Raw genomic sequence first — 23,617 nt, forward strand, 5'->3', positions numbered from 1 at the left:
ACTGGCAGTGAGCGGTCCACACGGCCGCCCCTGCTCGGAGGATTCATGCGCGCGATTCGTTCGATGGATGACCCGAGTCCGACGAAGCGGACACTGCCATGGCGCCTACGGGGCGTGCTCGTCGTGCTGTCACTCGCCCTGTTGCTGCCCGGCACGTTCGGGGTCAGTCTGACGGATCGCGACGAGGGTTGGTACGCCCAAGTCGCACGCGAGATGCACACCAGCGGTGATTGGCTCGTGCCCACCTACCTCGGCGAGCCGTGGCTGGCCAAGCCGCCATTGCTCTACTGGTGCATCGCGGCCAGCTTTCACCTGTTCGGCGAGACGGCTTTCGCCGCCCGGCTGGTAAGCGTGTTGGCGATGACCCTCACGGTGCAGTGGGTCGCCGGTCTCACCGCCGAACTCTACGGCCGTCGTGCCGCCGGATTTGCCGCGGCTTCGTTCCTTACTTTCGGACTCACGGTCATCGTCGGGAAGCTGGTGCTGACCGATGCACTGCTCGTGCTGCTCGTGACGGCGGCGGCGTGGCTCCTGGTGCGTGGAGTGCGGCGCGGCTGGACCTGGTGGCGGGCGCTTGCATTTTGGATGGTGTGCGGATTGGGCTTGCTGGCAAAAGGGCCGGCGATTGTCGTGTTCGTCGGAGCTTGCGGAGCCGCCCTGCTGCTCTGGCGGCGCGGTCGGCGGATGCTGTTGGTGCCGCGCCTATGGTGGGTGGCCCCGGTGGCGCTCCTGATCGCGGCACCGTGGTATGTGGTGGTGACTCTGCGCGCCGGCGACACACTCTGGCAGCAATTCTTCGGTTACGAGATCGGTGCGCGGCTGCAAGGAGGCGCACACGGCGGTGGGGCGCCGCCGGGGTACTTCCTTGTGCTGAGCTTGGCCGCCCTGTTGCCATGGACCGCGCTCGTGCCCGGTGCTCTGCTGGAAGCATGGCAGCGGCGAAAACGTGAACCTGCTGCCGGGCTGATGCTCGTCTGGCTGGTGCTTCCATGGCTCTTCCTTGAACTGGTACCGAGCAAGCTGCCGCATTACATCCTGCCTTGCTATGTACCATTGGCGATCCTGCTGGGACGGATGTGGGCGCGACCACGCCCAACGCCACCACCCCGCTCACAGCGCTGGGCACTCGTGCTCTGGGCGGGCAGCGTGGCAGGTGTCGGTGTCGTCACCGGCGGACTTGCCTTGTATTGGCAAGGACCGTGGACCCCGGCCGCGCTACTGGCCAGCGGTGTGCTCGCCACGGGTTTCGTGGTGGCCAGCCGGGCGCTGTTACGGGGGCAATTGCACTACGGCTGGCGCTTGGCACTGGCCGGGACAATCGGATTCCACGCCGTGCTGGGGGTCGGGGTGGGACCCGCACTTGAATCGCACCGGTTAAGCCGCAATCTCGCGGCGGCCGTGAACGCTCGCACAATGCCAGGCGATACGGTGCCATTCTTCGCCTGCGGCTACGATGAACCGACCCTGTTCTACTATGCGCGCCTGGTTGGCCGTGCGGTTGGCAGCGACGAGCTGCGCGTCGCCGTCACGACAGGCCCGCCGCGCGTGCTGGTGGTGGCTGAGCCAACTCGAGTGGCGCTCGACTGGAAGCCGGGGCCTCATGCCGCGCGCTACGAGGGTTTCAATCTCGGTAAAGGCCGGTGGGCGGTCGTCTGGGTGCTGCGTACTGACGATCTCATCGTCGACGTCACGGAACCCGCCCGATAACGCGGCGCATGTTGACCGGGTTGCAGAGCAGCGCGCCAGGTACTCATTGCGTTACAATGGCACCGCGCTCCTCGGCCCTGTGAGGACTCCGGGATGGTGACGGATCCGTGCCACGAGACCACACTCCTGCTCGAACGTCTCCGACAAGGCGACACCAGCGCAGCGCAGCAACTGCTCCCCTTGGTCTACGATGAACTGCGGTCGCTGGCCGGGCGCTATTTCCGCCGCCAGCGCTCTGATCATACTCTACAACCGACGGCACTCGTCCATGAGGCCTTTCTCAAGCTGGTGGATCAGACCGATCCGCAATGGAACGGGCGCCAGCACTTCTTTGCCGTGGCTGCGATGGCCATGCGACAGATCCTGGTGAACCACGCCTTGGCGCGAAAAGCCCTGAAACGTGGTGGTGGACAGCGCCGCGTGCTGCTGGACGATGCGATCGGTAGCGGTGCAAGGAGTGACGGACTTGATGTACTCGCATTGCACGATGCGCTGGAGCGGCTGAAACAGGTCGACGAACGCAAACATCGCCTGGTCGAACTGCGTTTTTTTGCTGGTTTGGCAGTGGATGAGGCCGCCGAGGTGCTGGGGGTCTCCAAGACCACCGCGGAGAGTGACTGGCGCGCGGCGCGGGCGTGGTTAAACCTCGAGCTGACTCGGAATGCCTAAGAGCGTGCGCTTCCGTCCCCGTGCACCACGTAACCGGTGGGGTGCGATTTTGCGTTCACCGGCGGGACCTCGTTGTGAGCTTCACACATGCGCTCGCTGATGAGTTGCAGGGCCGCGAGCCAATCGGCCTCCAGGTCCGCACTCCAGTCACTACCCGCCACTGTGCCCATGGCATTGACCAGAGCGGCTACCACCAGGGGGTAATGTTCGCGCTGCACACCGTAAGCTACGTGACGGCGCCCCATTTCGAGCAATTTTGAGCGCACCTTCTCGGGTTGTTGGAGGTGCCCTATGACCCAGGTCAGAGAGGCGAGCAGCTTAGCCCGCTGTTCACTCAGATCCTCAGGGAAGAGCCGGCGCAATTCCGGGTGACGCTCAAAAAGGCGCTCATAGAACCGCTCGGCAAGCACGGACCCCTGCGGGAGGAAACGCGCAAAGCTGCGGGTCAGGCGACCGATCAGGGCTTCGTCGGCCGGCAGGTCGCCCAACTCCTGATCGGTATCCGCACCGGCCAGCGGGTGACGGGTGATTTCCATGGCCGGTGCTCCTCCAATACGAATCCAAACCCGGCACAACCACAGCGCGGGATCGCACCAACGTATGGTACAATAGGTCAAACACGGTCCGCGGGCCGCGGCCTTGCTTCTAAGATGGAACATTCTTCGACTCCTGACTCTCGTGTTCGCCGCGCTTTGGACCTCTTTGCAGAGGTCTGCGGTCTCGATACGGCTGCCAGGCAGTCTGTGCTCGAAGAGCGGTGCGGCGCCGATACCGAGCTGCGGTCGGAGGTAGAGGCACTCCTCGCGGCCGACGCCCAAGCGGGCGGACCGATCGACGGCCACGGCGGACCGGGAGAGTTCCTCCGCGAGCAGTTGGAGGATCTGGACCTCGAGCACCCCACACGGCTGTCGACGGAAGCCGTAACTCCGGTTCCGGATTCAACCGGGCAATACCGCATCCTGCGATTGATCGGCGAGGGGGGGATGGGGACGGTCTACGAAGCGGAGCAGGCCAACCCGCGGCGCATGGTGGCGCTGAAAGCCATCCGCCCCGCATTCGTGTCGTCGAGCACGTTGAAACGCTTCGAGTTCGAGGCGCAGATACTCGGTCGCCTGCAACACCCGGGGATCGCACAGATCTACGAAGCGGGTGCCGTTTCGGGAGGGGCCACCGCGCGCGCGTTTTTTGCGATGGAGTACGTTCGCGGCGAGCCGCTAGATGTTTACGCAGATCAACATGACCTCTCCGTGGCGGAGCGGCTTGAACTCGTGGCACGGGTCTGCGATGCCGTGCAGTACGCGCACCAGATGGGCGTCATACACCGGGATCTCAAGCCGGCCAACATCCTGGTCAACGAACATGGCCAGCCGAAAATTCTCGACTTCGGCGTAGCCCGCAGCACCGAAGTTGACCAGCATCTCGGCACGGTATTGACCCTCGCGGGACAGCTCGTCGGCACACTGCCGTACATGAGCCCCGAGCAGATCGGGGGACGGGCCCATGATGTCGACACGCGCACGGACGTGTACGCACTTGGAGTCATCCTTTACAAGCTGCTCACCGGGCGTCTGCCGCTCGAATTGCACGAGTGCGGCCTGACTCAGGCGGCACAGCGCATCCGCGACGAAGTACCGATACCGCTAGGCCAGATTCGCCGCGAGTTGCGGGGGGAAATCGAGACAATCGTCGCCAAGGCACTGGAGAAACACCGTCACCGGCGGTACCAGTCGGCGCACGCACTCGGCAGCGATTTGCGCCGCTTCCTGACCGGTGAACCGATCGAAGCCAAGCGCGACTCGGCCATGTACATGTTGCACATGACGCTGCGGCGTTATCGTCGCACGGTCTGGGCGGGCGGTCTGTTCGTCGTGCTGGTGCTGATATTCGGTGTCGTGGCGGCATTGCAGGCCGAATCCAATCGCCGACTCGTCCTCAGTGAGCGCGGCACCCGCGTGGAACGCGAACTTGCGCTGGTCCAAGCCGAACGGGAACGACGCCGGGCCGACGATACCGCGGCGCGCCTGGCAGCCGAACTGGCGACCAGCAGCATCGAGCGCGGTCGCCTGCTGGGCCTGAGCGGCGACATGCGCTCGGCCGAGACCCTGCTCTGGAAGGAGTTCGTGGACAGCCCGGGCAACCGCCTCGCACGCTGGGCCCTGTGGGAGCTCTACGCGCGCCAACCACGGCTGCTTTCGCTGCCCACACGCGTCGTCGACATGCGCGCGCTCACCGCGCATCCAGACGGACACGAGGTCGCCACCGGCACTGAAGATCACCAGATTCTGCGCTGGAATCTGGCGACCATGAGCGGCAGCGGCGCGCTGCTGGGACACACCGGTGCGATTTTCGACGCCCACTATCTACCCGACGGCGAGCACCTCGTCAGCGTGTCCGCAGACGGAACCGCGCGGCTCTGGGACTTGCGGACAAATCGCGAAATCGCAGTTCTGCCACACAGTGCCCCGCTTTGGACCTGCGCACCGTCACCGGATGGCCGCTTCGTGGCGACCGGCGGCGACGCGGGTTATGTCGTGATCTGGGACCTGCGCACCGGCCGGTGCTTACTCGAGGAATACGCCGGCGGAGGACAGGTACGAACCTTGCGCAGTGCCGCCCTTGAGGCAGACTCGTGGTTGCTGGCGATCGGCACGGAGAACGGACGGTTACTGCTCTGGGAACTGCTTTCACATGCTGCCGTTCCGGACATCGCCGCACTCGAGCTCCTGCGTCGGCGCGATTTCACGGGTCACACCGGGTCGGTCAGTGCCACTGCCATCAGCCCCGATGGGCAAACCTTGGTCTCCGGCGGTACCGATCGCGTCGTGCACTTCTGGGATGTCGCCACGGGAATTCGCCGCCAGACCCTAGCACCGTCAAACGGAACGATACGCGCGCTGGAGTTCACCGAGGACGGTCGCACACTCGCCGTCGGCGGCTGGTGGACGATTGACCTCTTCGATGCCGAACTCGGCACGCGCCGGACCTCGTTCGGCCTGCTCGGCGCGGTCTTCGATCTCGCTCTGACCCCGGATGGTCACATCGTGTCGACCGACGGTTCGGAGTTCTACGGCCAACTGCACGTCTGGGAGCTTGAACCCCTCAGGTGTCTGCAGCAGGTGCGTGCCGACGAGCTGCGTACCTTCTCCGCCAGCGCCAGCCCCGAGGGCCACGAATTCGCCACGGGCGGTGAAGAGCCGGTTGTGCGACTGTGGGATCGGGCCACACGAACACGGACGCACGAATTAACCGGTCCCACCCAACCCGTAACCATCGTCCGGTACAGCGACTGTGGGCGTTGGCTTGCGGCCGGTGATCGGAGTGGCACCGTCTACATCTGGGACCGCGCCACCCTCACGCCCATCGCCAAGTTCTACGGCCTCGCCACCAGCGGCGCTGCACTCGCATTCAGTCCGGACGGCGCGTGGCTCGCCTACGGCCGCGGCAACGGCCGCATCACCTTGGTATCAACAGCGGTCTGGGGTGAATGGCTCACGATCATGAGCGCTCCGGCGGAGGTGATCGCGCTCACCTACACGCCCGACGGAAAATCGCTGATCTCCACGGGCCGCGACCGCGTGATCCGGGTCTGGGATGTGCCAACCGGCCGTGAACGCTTCTGGTTTCACGCGACCTACGGGACCATGCCGTGGTGCCTGGCAGTCGCACCAGATGGGCGCACGCTCGCAGTCGGCACATGGCTGCGAACCGTGGAGTTGTGGGATCTCCAAACGCGCGAACGGGTGCGTACACTGCATGGCCACAAGCAACTCGTGAATTCCGTCGCCTTTCAGGTCATCGACGATGAACTGGTGCTGGCGTCGGCGAGCAACGACGGCCTGCTGAAATTGTGGGATACGGAATCCGGCGAATGCCTCGCAACGCTCGACAACAACACCGGCGAAATCTACCACGTCGCATTCGCACCCCACGAACCCACCCTGCTGGCGGCTGGAGCGGGCGGCTGGGTCGGACTGTGGGATCTCCGCTATTTCGAACGACACATCGCCGGGAACGCGCTTCATTGGGTGGTTGAACTGCACCGGCGCACCGAGCCAACCTGGTCGCTCATCGAACGCGCCGCGTGGGCTGAGCGATTACAGACCCGGTATTGGGGTCTCCCATCCAAATGATAATGAGATTCAGCGGTCGGGCATCACAGGGAATTCTCCCCACAAGACAGTTGTTGTTCATATCACTGTTGCAACATGTATATGGTGCTCGACGGCGAGGAGGCAGCATAATGGCCACACTTGCAGCAGAACTCGGTAAGCGCCGCCCTTTTGACCTCCCGGAAGAGGAGGCCTATCTCAGCATCGTACGAACAGGCGTGGTCCTACAGTGCCAGCATGCCCGACTGTTCCGCGCATACGATCTGACACCCGCAAGCTACAACATTCTCCGCATCCTCCGCGGGGCCGGAGCAGAAGGCCGCTGCGCGTCGGAAATCGCTTCGCAGGTAGTTACCGAAGTGCCGGATATGACCCGCCTTGTGGATCGACTGGAAAACCTCGGACTGCTCGAACGCCACCGCGAGGACATCGATCGTCGCAAAATCCGGATCCGTATCAGCGAAAAGGGCCTAACGACACTGGCGGAGCTGGATGCACCTGTACGAGATCTGTTGAGGCAGCAGTTCGCCGGTGTGGCCGCGGACGACCAACAGCGCCTTATCGGGCAACTGGCTGCCTTGCGCAACGCAGTCCGCACCCGGACCACCGACTCATCCACGCGGAAAGCCAATTCCGATCATCCGCGCAGTACTTCGTGACCCCAATCACGGCACCAAGGAGAATTCGCATGTCTCAAAGCTCTGGTTTGCCCCGCGGAATAGCGTGGGCACACCAACCCGATGCGGGCTGGCTCCTCATTCGAGTGATGGTGGGAGTCGTCGGTGTGTTCCACGGCGCGCAGAAGCTCTTCGGCTGGTTCGACGGACCGGGCATCTCGGGCTTCACCGACGCACTCACCGCTCTTGAGGTGCCCTTTCCGGCGCTCAGTGCGTATCTCGCCGGTGGGGCGGAGTTCTTCGGCGGTGTACTGCTGATCGTGGGCCTGCTTACGCGACTGGCGGCACTGCCCTTCGCATTCGCCATGCTGGTCGCGGTCACGCAGGTTCACAACAAGGCCTTCGACGCCCGGGACAGCGGGATGGAGTATGCGCTTACGCTGCTGGTTGTGCTTGTGGCGATCGTACTGGCGGGTCCGGGAAGATTCTCTCTGGATGCACTGGTTCGGGGCGGAACCGTCCCAAGATTTCAGGCCGACCGGGCTTCCGTTTAGTAGCTCGTTAAGATTGGCTCATTCCACGACTTACGTCTGAGGGGCTTGATTCGATCCCCAAGCGCTGCTATTCTTTCTCATTGTTCGGTCAACCGGAGGTGTGCCGGTTACAGCGGATGTGCATCCGCGTGAAACGCGGCCTCCAACGGATTCTATTGGTGGCAGACCGACACCCTCGCGACTCGGGGGGTTCCTCAGCGACAGCGCCTCGCTGAGACCCAGCGTCCGACGTTCCGATGGCGCATTCGTGTCAGGTGTGAGCAAAGCCGCGGAGGTTCCGGTCGTGTGGCCGGTCCGGGGAATGACTGCCCCGAAGCCGCCGCCCAGGACCCGTGATAGCGAATCTAACCAGTTGAGTTCGCAATACCTTACGAGCAGATGAGCACCGTCATGCAAGCGATCGCCAAAATCCGCAACATCGGTATTTCGGCCCATATCGACTCGGGCAAGACCACCCTATCCGAGCGCATCCTCTTTTACAGCGGCCGCATTCACCGCATCGGAGAGGTGCATGCGCGCGATGGCAAGGGTGCGACGATGGACCACATGGAGCTCGAGAAGGAGCGCGGCATCACGATCACGTCAGCGGCGACGAGCGTGGGCTGGCTGGGTCACAACATCAACCTGATCGACACGCCGGGGCACGTCGATTTCACGGTCGAGGTGGAGCGCTCGCTGCGCGTGCTGGACGGGGCTATTCTGGTCCTGTGCGGGGTGGGCGGGGTGCAGTCACAGTCACTAACGGTGGATCGGCAGATGAAGCGGTACGGCGTGCCGCGCATCGCGTTCATCAACAAGCTGGACCGCGTGGGGGCCGATCCGTCGCGCGTGATTCAAGAAATCGAGAACAAGCTGGGGCTGGAGGCGGTCCCGCTGCAGTTGCCGATGGGGCTGGAGAACGACTTCAAAGGCATCATCGATCTGCTGACCATGGAGGCGCTGTACTTCGACGGCGACATGGGTGAAAAGATCCGCCGTGAGCCGATCCCCGCGGACTTTCAGGAGGCCGCCGCGCGCGCCCGACACGGCCTGCTCGACACGCTCTCGCTGTACGATGATGAGCTGATGGAGATGCTGCTGGAGGAGCAGGCACCGACCCTGGAGCGGTTGCACGAAACGATCCGCCGGCTGACGATTTCGCGCGATATCGTCCCGGTGATGATGGGCACGGCTTTCCGCAACAAGGGCGTACAGCCCCTCTTGGACGCCATCGTCCGCTATCTGCCCTCCCCACTCGATATCATGTATTACGCCAAGGACAACGATAACGACAGCGCCGAAGTCGCCATCACGGCCGACACCGAGGCGCCGACCGTAGCAATGGCGTTCAAACTGGTCGAGGAGAGCTTCGGCCAGCTCATCTACACCCGGGTTTACCAGGGTCGGATCGCCAAGGGCACAAGTCTGCGCAATACCCGTACACGCCGCAATTTCCGCGTGGGGCGCATGGTGCGCATGCACTCCAACGACAAGGAAGACGTGGAAGTTGCCGGTGCCGGCGATATCGTCGCACTGATCGGTGTCGACTGCGCCTCGGGGGACACGTTCTGCGACGATCGTATCAATTACGCCCTGGAAAACATCCACGCGCCCGAGCCCGTGATCTCCCTCGCGATCAATACCTCGAAGGGCGCCGACCGCGACAAACTCGCGAAGGCCCTCCAGCGGTTCGTTCGTGAGGATCCCACCTTCCACGTGCGCACCGACCAGGAGTCCGGCGAGACGATCATCTCGGGCATCGGGGAGCTGCAACTCGAGGTCTATGTCGAACGCATCCGCCGCGAGTACGGCGTCGAGGTAGTCACGGGCGCGCCCCGTGTGAACTACCGCGAGGCCCCGACCGCCGAAGCCCCGTTCGACTACAAGCACAAGAAGCAGACCGGCGGCTCGGGCCAGTACGGCCATGTCGTCGGCCGCATGGTACCGCTCGACGAGAGCGCTGAAAGCGACTACATCTTCGAGAACAAGGTTTCGGGCGGCCGCATCCCGACTGAGTACATTCCGTCGTGCGATAAGGGGTTCCAGGCGGCACGTATGAACGGCCCGCTGGCGGGCTATGAAGTGGTCCGCGTGAAGCTGGTGTTGGAAGATGGCACGACGCACTCGGTGGACTCGTCCGACATCGCGTACCAGGTGGCCGCGCGTGAGGCCTTCAAGCAGGCGTACCTGAAGGCGAAGCCCGCGATTCTCGAACCGATCATGAAGGTCGAAATCGAGTGTCCGACGGAACAGCAGGGCAGCGTGGTGGGTGACATCACCTCGCGCCGGGGCATCATCCACAACACCGAGTCGAAGATCGAAGTCACCGTGATCCAGGCGGACGTACCACTCTCGAACATGTTTGGCTACGCAACCGAGCTGCGCTCCATGACGCAGGGCCGCGGGACGTTCGCGATGGAGTTCGGCTATTACCGCGTTGCGCCGCGCGACGTACAGGAAGAGGTCATCGCCAAGGCGAAGGCCGCCGCCGCCGCGAAGCGGTAGTAACCCGGCAGACGGAGGGCAGCCGCACCGGACGCCATGGGCCGCCTCTCCCTGGCTTCGCATTCGCCTGCGACGGGGCGGAACCGCAGTTCCGCACTGTGCATGGAACAGGTGAGGGTTGGCTTTACCCGGTACTCGCGAACCGGATCAGGCACTCGCGTCGCCCGAAGAGCGGAAAATCGTGCCACTCGTAGCCATCGATTCGCATTCCCGCCGCGTGATAGCAACGGATGGCTGTTGTGTTCTCCGGAAACACGACCAGCGTGACGCGCCGCGCGCCGCGGTGCTCGAACGCCTCACGCAGCAATGCCCGCGTCAATGCCAGGCCGTAGCGCCGCCCACGGAGTTCCGGATCCACGATGAGATGCCCTAGCCAGTACTCACGTCCTTGCATCCGTAGCGGATTCAATTCCCCATAAGCAACGGGCTGAAGTCGCTCCGTGGCGCAAAGGACGAAAGGCGCTCCGTCTGGTCGGTGCCAGCGCAGGATGGCCGTCGCGGTAAGCGGTGGGCGCGTTTTCGGTGCGAGCCAGTAGGCCTCCTCCGTTGTATGAATCCAGGAGGCGATGAGTTCCGCCCAACCCGGTTCAAACGGAACCAGTCGGGACCGCGCGCCGGCCGAGCTTTGGGGGGTGACTGCCATGGGTGCGTGTCCGGAAGCTGCCTGTCATCATACGATCCCGGCTCAACGGTGGCCAGCGTCGGCCGCCAACGGGTGTGTCCGCCGAGCTTGAGGCCGTACGGTTGGAAACGATCGCGGGTTATCCTGTGCGGCGGGTCGCGGTGCCGGTCGGCGGACGCACGTACGTGCTGCTGATGCCGGCGGACGAGGAGGCCCTGCTCGAAGATCCGCGCGTGGCGGAGCGCTTCGCGGCTGACGAGTACATGCCCTACTGGGCGACGCTCTGGCCGGCAGCGCTGGTGCTGGCCGACGCGGTAGCGGAGTGGCACGGTGCGGCGCTGGCGGGTGGTGAGGTGCTGGAACTGGGCAGCGGCCTGGGACTGGTCGGGCTAGTGGCCGCGGCGCGCGGGGCCCGCGTGCTGGTGAGCGACTACGATGCCGATGCGCTGGAATTCGTCCGGGCGAGTGCGCGGGCCAACGGACTGCCGGAACCGGCCACGCGACTGGTCGATTGGCGGCAGCGCTATGCGGATCTGAAGCCGTCGCGAATCGTGGCAGCGGACGTGCTGTACGAACGGCGGAACCTGGCGCCGGTGGCGACATTTGTTGCAGCGCACCTGGCCGATGACGGTGAGGCCTGGATCAGTGACGCCCACCGCTCCGTCGCGGACGGGTTCGCGGTGTTGGCCGAGAGCGCCGGGTTGCATGTGGAGGTGCGGCTCGGCGATCGTGACGAACAACGCGCGGGCATCCCGGTGCGCGGAAGGATTTTCGTGTTGCGGCGGGCGTAGGAGGTACGGGCCTTGGCGCGGAAGGTCACTGTAAACATTCCGGAAATCTGCGACTTCGACTGTCCGCATGCCGACTTCCCCCCGGCGGAGACAGCCGGGATCTGTCGTACGATGTCAGCGGTGTGGTGCCGTAAGCTTGGGGAGCTTACGAACAAGAATCGGCCGTGCGAGTGGCGACGACGCAAGAACCAGGGTTCGTCCGGTACATCGACACGACCCCCCAATGCCGGCGGCCGAGCGCGTCGAGCCCCCTGAACGCACCGCCGACAGCGGAATACGCCATCGGCGTCGAATACTTCATGCCGACCGGCCGCCCGACTACCATGCGGCAGACGTTCACACCGGAGTGCGCATGGCTGCCGATTCCCAACCATTACCTGATCGGAAAACACGAACTGCCGGTGGTCGCAACTGCGCCGCAGCCGTGGTTGTTCTGCTGGGTGTCGCAGTGGCGGCATGGTTCACGTTCACACCGCTGCGAAAAATCGCGCTGTCGGGTCTGGATCAACTCCACCGGCAACTCGGCTGGGAGACCGGACCGACACCCTGGGGAGTCACAGACCGGGCCTTGCTGAACTGGCGCGGGCGCGCCTGGCAACCCCTGGGGGACACGGTTCTCCGCGAACTGTTTGTCGACGGGCGTCGCGAGGGCTCCCTGCTCACGACCATACTTGTCCTGCACTGCCTGTGTGGCGTGCTGGTTGCCTGGCTGACTCTGCGGATTTGGACACTGCTGCTCGCCACACACCGCGCACAAATCAGCAATACCGAGACCTCCAGGTGGCCTGGGTTGCTGGCCGCACTGTTTGCCGGGCTGTGGTGGGCGTTGCATCCGTTGCGGATCGAAGCACTCGCCCTGCCCCATGATCCCGCCCTGCCCGCGGGCACGCTCCTTCTGCTGCTGGGGATCGTGATCTACCTCAACACGGCATGTGCCGCGCAACCGCGCGTGCGAATCGCAGGCGGCCTCTGCACGCTTGCCCTCCAGGGCGTGAGTATTGGACTGACACCGCTCACGGTGGTATGGCCGGTGGTGTTGCTGACGCTAGATGGTTTCCCCTTGCAGCGCCTGCATCGCCGGAGCGCCTGGCTTGCCAAGATTCCCTTCATCATCGTGGCCGGCATGGCGGGCGGGTTGCACGCCACACACACTGCACAGGCGGCAGCACCACTCGTGGAGCGCACGGCACAGTGGGCCGATGGCGCGGTGTTCTACCTCATGCGGACGATCTGGCCATTGCCATTGCCGGCGGTCTATGAGCGTCCGGCCGAGTTCGCCTGGAGTACCGGGCTTGGGCTGGCGATCTCCGCCACGGTCGTAGTACTGCTGGGCGCCGGCGCCCTGGCGCGCCGCCTGCCGGGCCTGTTCACAGTGGTGGTTGCATACCTGGCGTTGCTCGCACCGACCGTGCTGCTGACGCAGTCGATCCATGAGCGCGCCGCCGACCGTTACGCCTACACCGCCCTGATCCCGATCATGTGTGGACTCGCGGTACTGGTTGCGTGGGGCTACACACAGCGCCACGAGAACTGGCGGACGGGCGCCTATGCCGGCAGCATCATCGGGCTACTCGTTACCGCAGTGCTGCCCTGGCTCACAGCGCGAACGTTACCCGCGTGGACCGACGAGCGCACCTTATGGGAGCACATCGGTCGAACGCAGCCCCGTACCGCCATCGTGCACCTTGAACTCGCCACACTTGCCGCGGCCCGGAGTGAGTTCGCCCCCGCCATGCAAAGTTACGCGGCGGTAGTACAGCTCCGGCCGGATCTGCCCGCAGGGCACTATGGTCGGGCTGCCATGGCGGAACTGCTGCAAAGGTATGAGCTGGCGGCCGATGGGTATGCCATGGCAGCGCAGCGTGACCCGGCACCAGCCGAGGCCTATGCCCTGCGCGCAAACGCTTTGGCGGTGGCCGGCAAATGGGTAGAGGCAGCGCAGGCGGCGGCGGCGGCCGTGGCGGCCGAGCCGGACGTGCCGACCTGGCGCGCACTGCAGAATCGCCTGGCAACCTTGCGCCTGGAAGAAGAATAGGAGCGGGCCGCAGCGCCGGCGCTCAGCGATCAACCAGCAACAGGCAGGTGTCCTGGCCGGGATAGCGTTGCAGGTCGAGCCGCAGCACCTCAAGCACTTGCCGTAACTCGCATAAGCCGGAGAGATCGATGATGCGGCCACCGACCAGAACGAAGCAACGGGGAATGGTGGCGCCCGCATCTGAATAGCGCGTGTACCGTTCGGCGAGGGTGGTCAACTCGCGCTCCGCGGTGGCCACCGTGGCGGTACGCAGATCGGCGTGGTTGCTGGCCCACCGGATGCTGCCGCGGCGATCAAGCACGCGCACGGCGAGCCGCTTTTCCCGCAACAGGCGCCAGAGCCGCGCGACGGAGCGCGGCGCGGTCCAGACTTCGAACCCGCCGGCGGTCGCGGCACATTCCGGCGGCGGGCCGGGCGGCAGACTGGCGGTCACGAGCGCTGCCCGCTCGGCTGTGTCACGGACCCGATCATCCTGCGCATGCCGGCGTATTTCGGTGGAACCTTCGGCGGTGGCGCGCAGCAGGTTGCGCTTGCTGTCGACTTCGACGAAAACCTCGATCGTATCCGGCGCAGCACCCATGCGCAGTACGCTCTGAAAGGCCTCCTCACGAATACGACGAATGTCCTCCTCCCCGGGCTCGATGACCGTGCGCTCGACGGAATCGCGCACCAGCGCAAGGGCAACGCCGATCGCACTGATCACGTCGGCATCTCGCACCAGTTCACTCGGCAGTCCGAGGTCCTGGGCGACATAAGGCACGATGGCCGAGGCCCCACCACCGCCGCCGATCAGCCGGATGATGCTGCGGTCGAGCTTGTAGTCGCGCGCGAAACCCTCAACGATCCGAGCAACGGCACGTGCTGCCAGATCAAGAATCCGGGCCGCAAGGGTGCGCGCGTCCGCCGCGGGTTGCACGACCGTCGCGAGCTGCTCGAAGCCGGCCGCGATCGTTGCGGATCGGCCGCGGGCGGGATCTTCCGCGGGTACGAGGCCGAGCAGATTGCTGGCACACGTCGGCGTAACGGCGAGGGGCTCGCCGGCGGCGGAGGCGGTCAGGAAACGCTCGCCCTCGAACTCGAACGGGGCGGCGGACAGCGCCGCGGGGGGACAATCCGCAAAACTGAGATACTGGAGGCCCGCGATGTGGGCACTGCGTGGGCCCACCTGCGCGATTTGACCATCGCGCAGGTAGACGAGCGACCCGCCGGCGACGCCGACCGTACGCACGTCGAGCGTGCTGACATGCAGCTTCTGGCCGCCGATCTCGGCACTGCGAATCCGACAGCGGCCGTTTTTGATCGCGCTGATGTCGGTGCTGGTGCCGCCAACTTCGAGAAAGACGCCGTCGGAAATGCCGGCGTAGAGCAGTGCGGCCGCCACGCCCGCGGCCGGTCCGGATAGCATTGTGAGAATGGGGCGGCGACGCATCTCAGCGATATCCATCACGCCACCGTCGCTGCGCATGATCATGACAGGGGCTTGGATCCCGGCGGCCCGGACGGCCTGCTCAGTCATGTTCGCAGTCGCAAGCATGCGCGGAATCATGCTGGCATTGATCACCGCGGTGCGGGTGCGGATGCCGAGGCCGTGCAATCGGCTGACGTGGTGCGTCGCGGTGACCGGCAAGCCGCGGGCCTGTGCGCGGGCGCAAATGTGCTCCTCGATGGCGGGGTCATCCACGCTGAACGCCGCCGCCGCGACGATGGCGACGGCGCCGGCGTCCGTGAGTTGGTCGAGCGCCGTGTCGATGGCAGCGTCGGAGAGCTGTTCAGCGCGCAGGAAGCGGTGCGTGGTCCGCAAGTAGCGCCCCGGGGCCAGCGGGATCGATCGAATTGCCGTTTGACGCCTTGCCAGCAGGGCACTCGGGCCGGCTGCCACACCCACAATGCCAACCGACGCGACATCTCCTTCAAGCAACGCATTCGTGGCTTGTGTCGTCGAATGCGCAATCAGTAGAACCTGGTCCGGGCGCAGACCGCAGTCGCCCAGCAACCTCAGGAGACTGTCCACGACCCCCCGCGCGACACCCTCGGCGGCACTGTGTGTGGTGGGTACCTTGGCTTTACCCATGAGGGCGCGCGTGGCGGCATCAAGCGCAACGGCATGCGTGAAGGTGCCGCCGACGTCGATGCCGATGCGAACGGAACAGGCCGGGGACACGCGCGCAGCAACCTCCGCAGGGCTACGAAAGATATCGCAGGCCGAAGATCACAACGGCCACAATCGCCGCCGCCCACACGGGCAACAACGTGTAACGCAGAATCTGGTTTACGGTGACGCCGAGGAAGCCCGCGATCCAGACGTTGGCCGTATTGGTCGGATCGCAGACACCCTGGAGCATGCCGGCCGCAAGCAATGCGCCGAGGATCGCGACCGGCGGCAGCGGCGAGGTCGCCAGCAGCAACCCCGCGACCGCGAGCCCCATGCCCCAGACACTCAACGGACCGCGGTACAGTGCCAGCGGCGCCGCCAGCCCGAACAGCACGATGTACCCAAGCTGGGTGTTGGGCACCACGGCCGAAAGCAGCGGGTGCAGCGCGCTCTGGACCGGGGCGGTCTCCAGGGTGCCTACCAACATGCCGATGCCAAGCATCAGCAGCACAGGCGGCATCACGGTCTGGGCCCCTTCGATCAGGGACCGCGCGAGGATGCGTACGGCGCCGGGGCGCCGGCAAACGCATACGAACATGTACACAATGGCGGTGGAGAACGCGGTAATCTCCTCAACACCGCCGAAATAGACGAGCGCCACGGGGAACAGTGGCGCGACCATCAGGCGTGCCGGAACCTCGCCGGCGGGACGGGCAGACCCGCCCGCTTCGGATTGGAAACTGCTCAACAGGCGGCGGCGCGTGCCCCAGCAGATCCATCCCAGGCCACAGGCGAAATAGACTCCCACCATGGTCCACAGCACCCGATCGAGTTCCACCGCCGGAATGCCGTACAACTCCAGCCACATGCGGCGCGAGACGGGTTGCAGGGTGCCGCCCATCGAAATCGCGAGAAGAAACGTGCCGGCCGCCACAATCGGCCCAAGGCCGATCGACCGAAGAATCGGCAGGATGATCGTGCCCAGCATGATGACCGTACCGAGGCCGCCGATCGAGGTGAAAATGCCCGCGGTCACAAGAAACACGGCGAGGGTGATCCACAACGGGTGCTCGCCGGCATACTCGGCCGTCCAGTAGACGGCGCGCTCCGCAACCTTCAGGTTCTTCACGTACATCGCGAACATGCCACCAAAGATCGTCGCGATGATGGCGGCGGAGAGGCGCAGACTACCGGCACGGAATAGGTGTGCCACTGCGGTGCCGAGGTAGTCCAGCGCGGCACGGACTCGAAAGGCAGGCGTTTCGGCCGGTGACGGCGGCGCATGGCGGCGCATGGCCCGCTCGGCGTCGCTCGCGGCCCGCGTGAGCAACGTCGTCACGGCCGGACCGTCCGGGGACTGCCCCTCGTCGAGCAGCGTGACGAGCGTACTGAGCGTGCTGGTCATGGCGATGGCGCGCAGCTCTGTCCGGAAGCGAGCCAGCGGACCGGGATCATGCGGCTCGCGGGTGAAGTACTGCTGCAAAGGCGCGAGGCGGGCAAGCGTTTCACGGTCGAACGCCGCTTCCGCCGCGGCGGCCGCGGCGACCTGTGCCCGCAGGGCCGCCTCATCCGTGTTCTGAACAATCCGCGCCCGCAATTCAGTCACTGTTTGCCGATAGAGCGCGGCCTTGGTGGCGAGTCGGGCGGCCGCATTGTGGCGCAAGTCCACCCACTGCGCAAACCGCGTGGGCTGCTCAACCATGGCCATGGCGCGGGTCGGGCGCCCGAATTCGTCCACCGTGACGCTGATCTGCGGCTGGAGAAGTCGGGCCGGTTGCAGTACATCCGCGGTGGTCGCAACCAGCAGAAATGTGAGCGCCATCAGCGGAAGTGCGAGCAATGCCGAGAGTCGTTCAAGGAAGAGGAGCACCGCGAACGTCAGGAAGGCGGCGATGAGGATCAAGCCGACAATGGCTGTCATAGCCAGGTCCCCGTCACGGACTCCGGTACATCCGTTTCGGCGTTGCTTGCACAAGCACGCAGCGCAGCCGCGCAGCGCGCGACCCGCGCCGCGCCGAGCGCAGCGCACCAGGCCGCAGCAAACTCATCCGCCGCCCCCTCGTCGCAGGGGTTTTCCGCCAGGGCGTGAGCCAATTCGTGACCCAGGGTGGTCACCAACGCGGCATTCGAACGCACACCTTCACAGCCATAAAGCTCGATGCGACGTAAGAGCGGATCCCACGCTCCCCAGATGCGGCGATGACGGCCTTCGAGCACGGCACGGCACACGCGCAGCGTAATACCCAGCTCCCCCAGCCACGTGTGGGGCGCGGCACCTGCACTGCGCGCTGCCCAGTAGCGCGCCGCGGCGGCCGGGGCGACGGCGACCGGCGGTGGCTGGTTCATTGACGTGGATGGATGCATCACGTCTCTCGCAGACATACAGGAGCCCAGAATGGCCCCATTCAGGGCTGGGCATGCTCCAGACCGGTGATTCCAAGCAGCAACAGCCCCCCGGCGCCGGCAGCGCTGTGCAGGGTGAGCGACTTCAGCCGACTGCTCTTCGGCGGCAGGTTCCAGATGACGGCCCGCAGGGCGGCCAGCTCGCCGGACGAGGAGCGCCCACGCCACACAATCGGCGCGGCGGGAGCGGCGTTGAGATCGTTCCAGGCAAAGACGTGTTCACCATAGCGCAGCACAAGCTCGGCCGTCGTACCATCGTCCCATGTCGCAGAAAGGGTTCCGACGTCCTCCCCCGTGGCCGCTGCGAATCCGGACACCAGCAGCAACGCAAGTGTATCGGTCGGCCCTTCCAGGCGGAAGGTCATCTGGGTCGGCAGCGCTTCGTCGCGCGTGAGGCGGCTGCGAAAAAGCACGCCCCGGGCGGTGCCTTCTGCCGCACCGGCTGACAGACAGAACTTCACACCTCCGAGCCGCACATTCCCAGCTCGCACGGAGCGCAGATCGTGATCCGGCCCCAACCCGAACCAGCCGGCGGCATCGTGCGCGGCGAGATCGTAATTGGTGGCTGTCGCGAGGTCCGCGGTCCAGCCACGGCGGTTGGCCGGCGGCAGCGCGCTCATACCCATCAGGTCGAGAAAAAAGGTACCGGCGGGGTATTCGTCGGGAGACGGGGGGTTGTCGGCGTTCCAGGCGGCTTCGGCCGCCAACACATACGCGGCGTATTGGTGCAACTCACGCTCGAAACTCTCCGGATCGAGGGAGTAACCCGCCCAGGTCGTTTGAAGCAACCCCAGCGCGCCGCGGTCGTAGGCGGCCCGTGCAAAATTCGTGATGTTCGCAGGTCGATACCACGTCGCGGCGATCGGCGTGAAGCCGGCGTCCCGAAATACCTCGAGGTTGCGGTAGTTCTCCGGTGTTGTCGTGACGTAGTGCCAATCGGCAATCAGGATGTCTTTCGGCAAGGCGTCCCGCTTGCGCCGGGCGCTCTCGACGCTTTTCGCGTGGGCGGCATCCGGCGCCTCACCCGGCCCGAGAAGCATGTCGCCCCACATCATGACCCGCACGCCCCGCTCGGCGAACCACTCATGATGACGCTGGGTGTCCATCAGGAACAGTTCTTCAGCTGTATAGGGTCTGCTTGACTCGCGATACGGAACACGGCCGCGCTCGGTGAACTCATCATGCCCGATATGAAACCACTTCGGCTGAAACAGCTCCAGCGCCTCGGCATAGATCGCGTAGATGAACTCATAGGTCCGCGGGTTGGTCACGCAGTAGGCCCACTTCGCTTCGGGATCCTCGGCAAGGTCGAGGTTTTGGTTGTGAATGAACATCCAGTCGCAATGCCCCAGGGACATGACGAGTGGAGTAACCTCGATCCCGAGCCGACGACACGCCGCCAGGATCTTGCGAACATCATCCTTCGGCATGCCATAGCGCGGATGATGAATCTCCGGCGCAGCGTCCCAGCGGATGTACTCGCACTGGAAGACGAGGTGATTGAGCTTGAGCGGCCCAAGCAGGTGCTCGATCAACCGCAGGTGGGTCTCCGGACCCCGGCCGCCGCTGAAGAGATGGATGCCGCGGAACGGCAGCGACGGCCAGTCCTGCACCTCTGCACCGCGGAAGATCGCGTTGCCATCGGGCCGTTCCGCGAAGAGTTGCTGCAAGGTGTGCACGGCGTGGAAGAAGCCGGCCGTACTTTGCGCACCCAGCTCAATTCCGTCGGAACTGACCGAAAGTTTGTACCATTCTTCACTCCGGGAAGCGTCGGCCGGCACAATACGAAATTGCAACCGCTCGGCACCACCTTCCTTCAACACCACCCGTTTCCGCAGGAATTCCGCCAGCACCAGCGCCGGACCGTGTGCCGGATGGTCATCAGCCGGAATGAACGCCGGCAGGGCACGGTCCACCGTGACCCCCCGGGGACCCAGCTCGAAGTCGCGCGCGGTGCAGGTGACCTCCTTCGGCCGAGGAATCAGCACCGGTGGTTCGTCCAATGGGAAGGTCTGCGCCGCAGGGTGTGTATTCACCGTTAGCTTGTGCTCCACGGCGCGCTCCTCCGTGGCGGCCGCGGGCGGCGGCAGCTCAAAAAGAAAACGGTAGCGGAGCGGCGTCCCTTTGCGGAAGCGCGTCCCCGTGTCGCCGACCCAGAAGAACGGTCGGGCGGGGTCCGCCCACTTGTTCATTCGGAAGTCGTAACAGATGAGCGCATGCGGCGCATCTACGGTCAGACGGACTGGGCCGATACGCGTGTCGAATTCGAGTGTCTCGAAGCGGTTCGCAACCGTGGACGGCTCGACGTCACCGCTGATCGCGACAACGGGCACCGTGCCGACGTGCGGCTCACGCTGCGGATAGGTCGCCCGAAAGCCCCGTCCCATGATAGGCGTGGGTGCGAGGGAGGCAACCCGCCACTGGATCAGGGCTTCGCCCTCTTCCGGAGTGAACTCGCCGGTCAAGACACGCTCGACGCGACCGGCGGTCACCGTGATGACATCCTCAGCGAGGAACGCATCGTGTCGTCCGCGGTGTCGCATCGTGAGCCGCAGCCCGCCTTCAACCTCTGCAACGGTGGCACCCGCGACCGCGGCTTGATCCGGACCGAGATAAAAGTGGGGAGTCCAGGGCGGGGTGGTCACGACCATGTTGCTGCCGGTGCTGATCGGGATGCCGTCGCAGAAAATACTGACACCCTGTTGCCAGGGCTCGACGACGACGCGCACATGGCCGACTTCGAGCACCCGCCGGTGGGGATTCGCGGCCTGCTCATGGGTGGGTGGGGCTGCTGCGGCTGTCACATTGCCGCACGTCAGCAGCGCACTCATGGCCAGGACTAGGGCGAACCGCAGGACAATCGGACCGCAGGGTTGTGCGGATGGTGCTGCAGGAAGGGAACCAAGGCCTGTGCAGGAGAGCATGGCGGCACCTGGAGCAGTCTTGAAATGAGGCGCTGGCGGCTGTTCATTATATAACGATTAGCATACGGTGATCATCGGAAGGACGCAAACCCTCTGCTCATGACCGTTAGCAACGCCCGTGAGCGGTGATCTGTGGCGCGGTTATACTTCCGGATTCGTGCGGCGGCTGGCCGCGGTGCATGGAGACAAATGCGTATGCGGATCACCGGCACCTTCATCGACGAGATCACCCACGACATTCCTGCACAGAACTGGGGACCGGAAGAGTGGGCGGCCGAATTTGACCTGATGCGCCGGATTGGAATCGACACGGTCATCATCATTCGTTCGGGCTACCGCGACCAGGCGGTGTTCAACTCGTGGGTTCTGCGCGAATCGCGCCCGATGTTGCCCACACGGATCAACCTGGGACAGTTGTTCCTCGACCTCGCGCAAGCCAATGGCATGCAACTGTTCTGGGGTATCTACGACCCCGGTGATTGGATGCTGGACGCCTACGCGGCCCTGGGCCTCAACAAGCGCTTCATGGGCGAGGTGCAGCAGAAGTTCGGCGGGCATCCAGCATTCGGGGGCTGGTATGTAACCTTCGAGTTGTCACGCAACCAGCCGCACCAGGTGGAACTGGTGGTTGAAGCCGGCCGCACCGCCAAAGCACTATCACCCGACTTGCCCACGCTGATATCCCCCTATATGGCGGGTCCCCAAGGCGCCACCGGGCGAACAGGCCGTCTCGCGGCAGCAGCACGAGGATGAATGGCGGAGTATCTTCGCGCGCATCCGAGAATGCATTGACATTGTCGCGTTCCAGGATGGGCATATTGAGTACTTGGATCTGCCGGAATACTTGCAGATGAATCTCCGTCTGGCACGCGAAGCCGGAATTCGCTGCTGGTCGAACGTCGAGACTTTTGACCGAGACATGCCGATCAAGTTCCCTCCGATCGACTGGCGGAAGCTGGAGTTCAAAATGGATGCCGCCCGGGAGGCGGGAGTGGATAAGCTGATTACCTTCGAGTTCGCACATTTCCTGAGCCCCCACTCGATGTATCCCAGCGCGCGGCAGCTTTTTCGGCGATACTGCGAGCGGTTCGGCCTACCAGCGGATCTGGCTGCACAAAGCGCGCAACCTATTTTTTAACATTGAATTACGTCCTTCTTGGAGGGACCACAAACCGATTATCGGACGCGCACGCCATAGCGCTGCTGCGGCCGAGAATTCCGCGCGCGAGTATCTTGAAATTGGTTTTATAATTATATAACCTTACAAATAGCCCAAGAGGCAGGAACAGTACGTGGACACTCGGACAACATATCTGCCGAGATCCAGCGCGACGACCCGGAGCATCTGTACCCTCGCTTCGGCCCCGCCGCATACCGACACGCACTGCTCCCGCACATCGGCACGGCCGGGGGCTATTGGAGGCGTTCGGAGTTCATTTCTGCTGTCCCATCACTTTCTTCGGAGGAGGTCCACGACCATGAGAAGCGCAGTTCGAATCGGGCTAGGTTTCGCGTGTCTTGGTCTTGTGGCGGCGGCGGCGCCGGCCAATCTGTACCTGCACAACACGCTCGACCTCAGCAACAGCAACTTCTTCACCAATCCACTTTTCAACAATGAGTCGCCGTATGGGACCAACCCCTCGGCCATCGCGACAGACGGCAGCAGTCTGTTCATCGCGGGGTTCAACGGTGGCACCAGCGTCAACCAGGTCGCCGGCGTGGTCAAGATTCTTGACCCCTGGGGCGCGCCGAGCGCGGTGCAGGTCACCTCGATCGCCGGCACACCCGGCGCGCGCGGCTTCAGCGGTCTCACCTATGACCCAGCCGTAAATGCCGTGTATTCGGCCTATGACAATGGCGCGGCGAGTCCCAATGGCCTGGCGGGCTGGGATGCGACCAGTGGCGCGCAACTGTGGGCGAAGAACGTCCGCGGTGGCAGCGGCGTCGGTGTCGACCCCGGTTTCGGTGGCGAAGGCCTGGGCGCGGCGTGGACCACGTTCGGCTCAGGCCGGCGGGCCTTGCAGAACGGTGCCACCGGCGCCGACATCTACACGACCAGCGACGGCATGATCATCTCGCTGGGGGGCGTCGGCACGTTCTGGCGCGACATGGACTTTGCGCCCAACGGCGACATCTGGCTCCGCAGCGGCAACAAGGTGATATCGGCCCCGCGCACGGGTGCGAACGCGGTCGGTGATCGCGTGCTGGTGGCCGACGAGACCACCGCCGACTTCGTCAACGGACAAAACATCGGTTACCTCGCGGGGATGCCGGGCGGCGATCTCGTGATCTACAACGCCCGGCCGAACGCGGGTCTCGGCCAGCTCTGGAGCGATGTCGTCAAGTTGATTAACCCGGACGGTACGCCGGCAGCAGCCCAACTGCTCGATGGGTTGGGTGATGCGCTCGGCCTCGGTTTCGCCAACGGAAACGGCTACTACGACTTCGCCTGGAATGCGGCGAACGAGACGCTGCTGGTGCTCGATTTCACGAACCGGCAGGTCTACCAGTTCAAAACCATTCCGGTGCCCGAGCCGGCGGCCCTGCTGTTGTTCGCGGTCGCCGCGGGTCTGGCGCGGCGGCGATAGGTGGTGAGAACGTGTTTCGGCG

Annotated in this window: 15 protein-coding genes and 1 pseudogene; 10 read left to right on the plus strand and 6 right to left on the minus strand. The window is 64.6% G+C overall.

The annotated features are described in order from the left end of the window. The first annotated feature begins 45 nt into the window (after positions 1–45). Together IPM18_06265 and IPM18_06270 are read left to right on the plus strand one after the other, a co-directional pair. Positions 46–1,707, plus strand: a complete 1,662-nt coding sequence (locus IPM18_06265) for a glycosyltransferase family 39 protein (protein MBK9119193.1) — start codon at positions 46–48, stop codon at positions 1,705–1,707. A 93-nt stretch (positions 1,708–1,800) separates the two neighbouring features. Next, the gene (locus tag IPM18_06270; protein MBK9119194.1) at positions 1,801–2,376 is read left to right on the plus strand and encodes a sigma-70 family RNA polymerase sigma factor; all 576 of its coding nucleotides are present in this window, start codon (positions 1,801–1,803) and stop codon (positions 2,374–2,376) included. On the opposite strand, the gene IPM18_06275 is transcribed toward IPM18_06270, so the two are convergent. Continuing rightward, a complete protein-coding gene (locus tag IPM18_06275) occupies positions 2,373–2,912 on the minus strand; it encodes a hypothetical protein (GenBank protein ID MBK9119195.1) in 540 nt (179 codons plus the stop codon). The two genes, IPM18_06270 and IPM18_06275, sit on opposite strands and share 4 nt — an antisense overlap. 156 nt (positions 2,913–3,068) lie before the next feature. On the opposite strand from IPM18_06275, the gene IPM18_06280 reads away from it, so the two are divergent. From IPM18_06280 to IPM18_06295, 4 genes are all read left to right on the plus strand, one after another. Continuing rightward, on the plus strand, positions 3,069–6,506 hold the full coding sequence (locus tag IPM18_06280; protein ID MBK9119196.1) for a serine/threonine protein kinase: 3,438 nt from the start codon (positions 3,069–3,071) through the stop codon (positions 6,504–6,506). A 110-nt stretch (positions 6,507–6,616) separates the two neighbouring features. Then, positions 6,617–7,144: a winged helix-turn-helix transcriptional regulator gene (locus tag IPM18_06285; protein ID MBK9119197.1), complete on the plus strand. Its 528-nt coding sequence runs from the start codon at positions 6,617–6,619 to the stop codon at positions 7,142–7,144. Positions 7,145–7,173: 29 nt separating this feature from the next. After that, complete coding sequence (locus IPM18_06290; GenBank protein ID MBK9119198.1) at positions 7,174–7,656, plus strand: DoxX family protein; 483 nt, start codon at positions 7,174–7,176, stop codon at positions 7,654–7,656. A 390-nt stretch (positions 7,657–8,046) separates the two neighbouring features. Continuing rightward, positions 8,047–10,140 (plus strand): elongation factor G, encoded by a 2,094-nt coding sequence (locus IPM18_06295; protein MBK9119199.1) that lies wholly within the window; start codon positions 8,047–8,049, stop codon positions 10,138–10,140. A gap of 124 nt (positions 10,141–10,264) precedes the next feature. On the opposite strand, the gene IPM18_06300 is transcribed toward IPM18_06295, so the two are convergent. Next, positions 10,265–10,783 (minus strand): GNAT family N-acetyltransferase, encoded by a 519-nt coding sequence (locus IPM18_06300; protein ID MBK9119200.1) that lies wholly within the window; start codon positions 10,781–10,783, stop codon positions 10,265–10,267. Positions 10,784–10,884: 101 nt separating this feature from the next. Here IPM18_06300 and IPM18_06305 point away from each other — a divergent pair, with 101 nt between their 5' ends. Next, positions 10,885–11,553, plus strand: a complete 669-nt coding sequence (locus IPM18_06305; GenBank protein MBK9119201.1) for a methyltransferase — start codon at positions 10,885–10,887, stop codon at positions 11,551–11,553. A gap of 352 nt (positions 11,554–11,905) precedes the next feature. Continuing rightward, positions 11,906–13,588 (plus strand): hypothetical protein, encoded by a 1,683-nt coding sequence (locus IPM18_06310; protein ID MBK9119202.1) that lies wholly within the window; start codon positions 11,906–11,908, stop codon positions 13,586–13,588. Positions 13,589–13,610: 22 nt separating this feature from the next. Here the strand turns inward: IPM18_06310 and IPM18_06315 are convergent, their stop codons facing one another. Genes IPM18_06315 through IPM18_06330 form a run of 4 tightly spaced genes read right to left on the minus strand, consistent with a single transcriptional unit; the run spans position 13,611 to position 20,914 of the window. Next, entirely contained in the window at positions 13,611–15,749 is a 2,139-nt protein-coding gene (locus IPM18_06315; GenBank protein MBK9119203.1) for a hydantoinase/oxoprolinase, read from the minus strand. Positions 15,750–15,771: 22 nt separating this feature from the next. Next, positions 15,772–17,601, minus strand: coding sequence for a hypothetical protein (locus IPM18_06320; protein MBK9119204.1), 1,830 nt, complete (start codon positions 17,599–17,601; stop codon positions 15,772–15,774). Beyond that, positions 17,598–18,044, minus strand: a complete 447-nt coding sequence (locus IPM18_06325) for a hypothetical protein (protein MBK9119205.1) — start codon at positions 18,042–18,044, stop codon at positions 17,598–17,600. The genes IPM18_06320 and IPM18_06325 overlap by 4 nt, the downstream gene beginning before the upstream one ends. A gap of 41 nt (positions 18,045–18,085) precedes the next feature. Further along, positions 18,086–20,914, minus strand: coding sequence for a family 20 glycosylhydrolase (locus IPM18_06330; GenBank protein MBK9119206.1), 2,829 nt, complete (start codon positions 20,912–20,914; stop codon positions 18,086–18,088). 288 nt (positions 20,915–21,202) lie between these two features. Here IPM18_06330 and IPM18_06335 point away from each other — a divergent pair. Together IPM18_06335 and IPM18_06340 are read left to right on the plus strand one after the other, a co-directional pair. Beyond that, a pseudogene (locus IPM18_06335) lies at positions 21,203–22,145 on the plus strand (DUF4434 domain-containing protein). A 340-nt stretch (positions 22,146–22,485) separates the two neighbouring features. Then, positions 22,486–23,595 (plus strand): hypothetical protein, encoded by a 1,110-nt coding sequence (locus IPM18_06340; GenBank protein MBK9119207.1) that lies wholly within the window; start codon positions 22,486–22,488, stop codon positions 23,593–23,595. Positions 23,596–23,617: the final 22 nt, after the last annotated feature.

The organism is Phycisphaerales bacterium (assembly GCA_016716475.1).
Lineage (GTDB): Bacteria > Planctomycetota > Phycisphaerae > UBA1845 > Fen-1342 > JADJWG01.

Bases quoted from the DNA above. Each gene is read 5' to 3' on its own strand.
- IPM18_06265 (MBK9119193.1), top strand. From the start codon at position 46: ATGCGCGCGATTCGTTCGATGGATGACCCGAGTCCGACGAAGCGGACA.
- IPM18_06270 (MBK9119194.1), top strand. From the start codon at position 1,801: ATGGTGACGGATCCGTGCCACGAGACCACACTCCTGCTCGAACGTCTC.
- IPM18_06275 (MBK9119195.1), bottom strand. From the start codon at position 2,912: ATGGAAATCACCCGTCACCCGCTGGCCGGTGCGGATACCGATCAGGAG.
- IPM18_06285 (MBK9119197.1), top strand. From the start codon at position 6,617: ATGGCCACACTTGCAGCAGAACTCGGTAAGCGCCGCCCTTTTGACCTC.
- IPM18_06290 (MBK9119198.1), top strand. From the start codon at position 7,174: ATGTCTCAAAGCTCTGGTTTGCCCCGCGGAATAGCGTGGGCACACCAA.
- IPM18_06295 (MBK9119199.1), top strand. From the start codon at position 8,047: ATGCAAGCGATCGCCAAAATCCGCAACATCGGTATTTCGGCCCATATC.
- IPM18_06300 (MBK9119200.1), bottom strand. From the start codon at position 10,783: ATGGCAGTCACCCCCCAAAGCTCGGCCGGCGCGCGGTCCCGACTGGTT.
- IPM18_06310 (MBK9119202.1), top strand. From the start codon at position 11,906: ATGGCTGCCGATTCCCAACCATTACCTGATCGGAAAACACGAACTGCC.
- IPM18_06320 (MBK9119204.1), bottom strand. From the start codon at position 17,601: ATGACAGCCATTGTCGGCTTGATCCTCATCGCCGCCTTCCTGACGTTC.
- IPM18_06325 (MBK9119205.1), bottom strand. From the start codon at position 18,044: ATGCATCCATCCACGTCAATGAACCAGCCACCGCCGGTCGCCGTCGCC.
- IPM18_06330 (MBK9119206.1), bottom strand. From the start codon at position 20,914: ATGAGTGCGCTGCTGACGTGCGGCAATGTGACAGCCGCAGCAGCCCCA.
- IPM18_06340 (MBK9119207.1), top strand. From the start codon at position 22,486: ATGAGAAGCGCAGTTCGAATCGGGCTAGGTTTCGCGTGTCTTGGTCTT.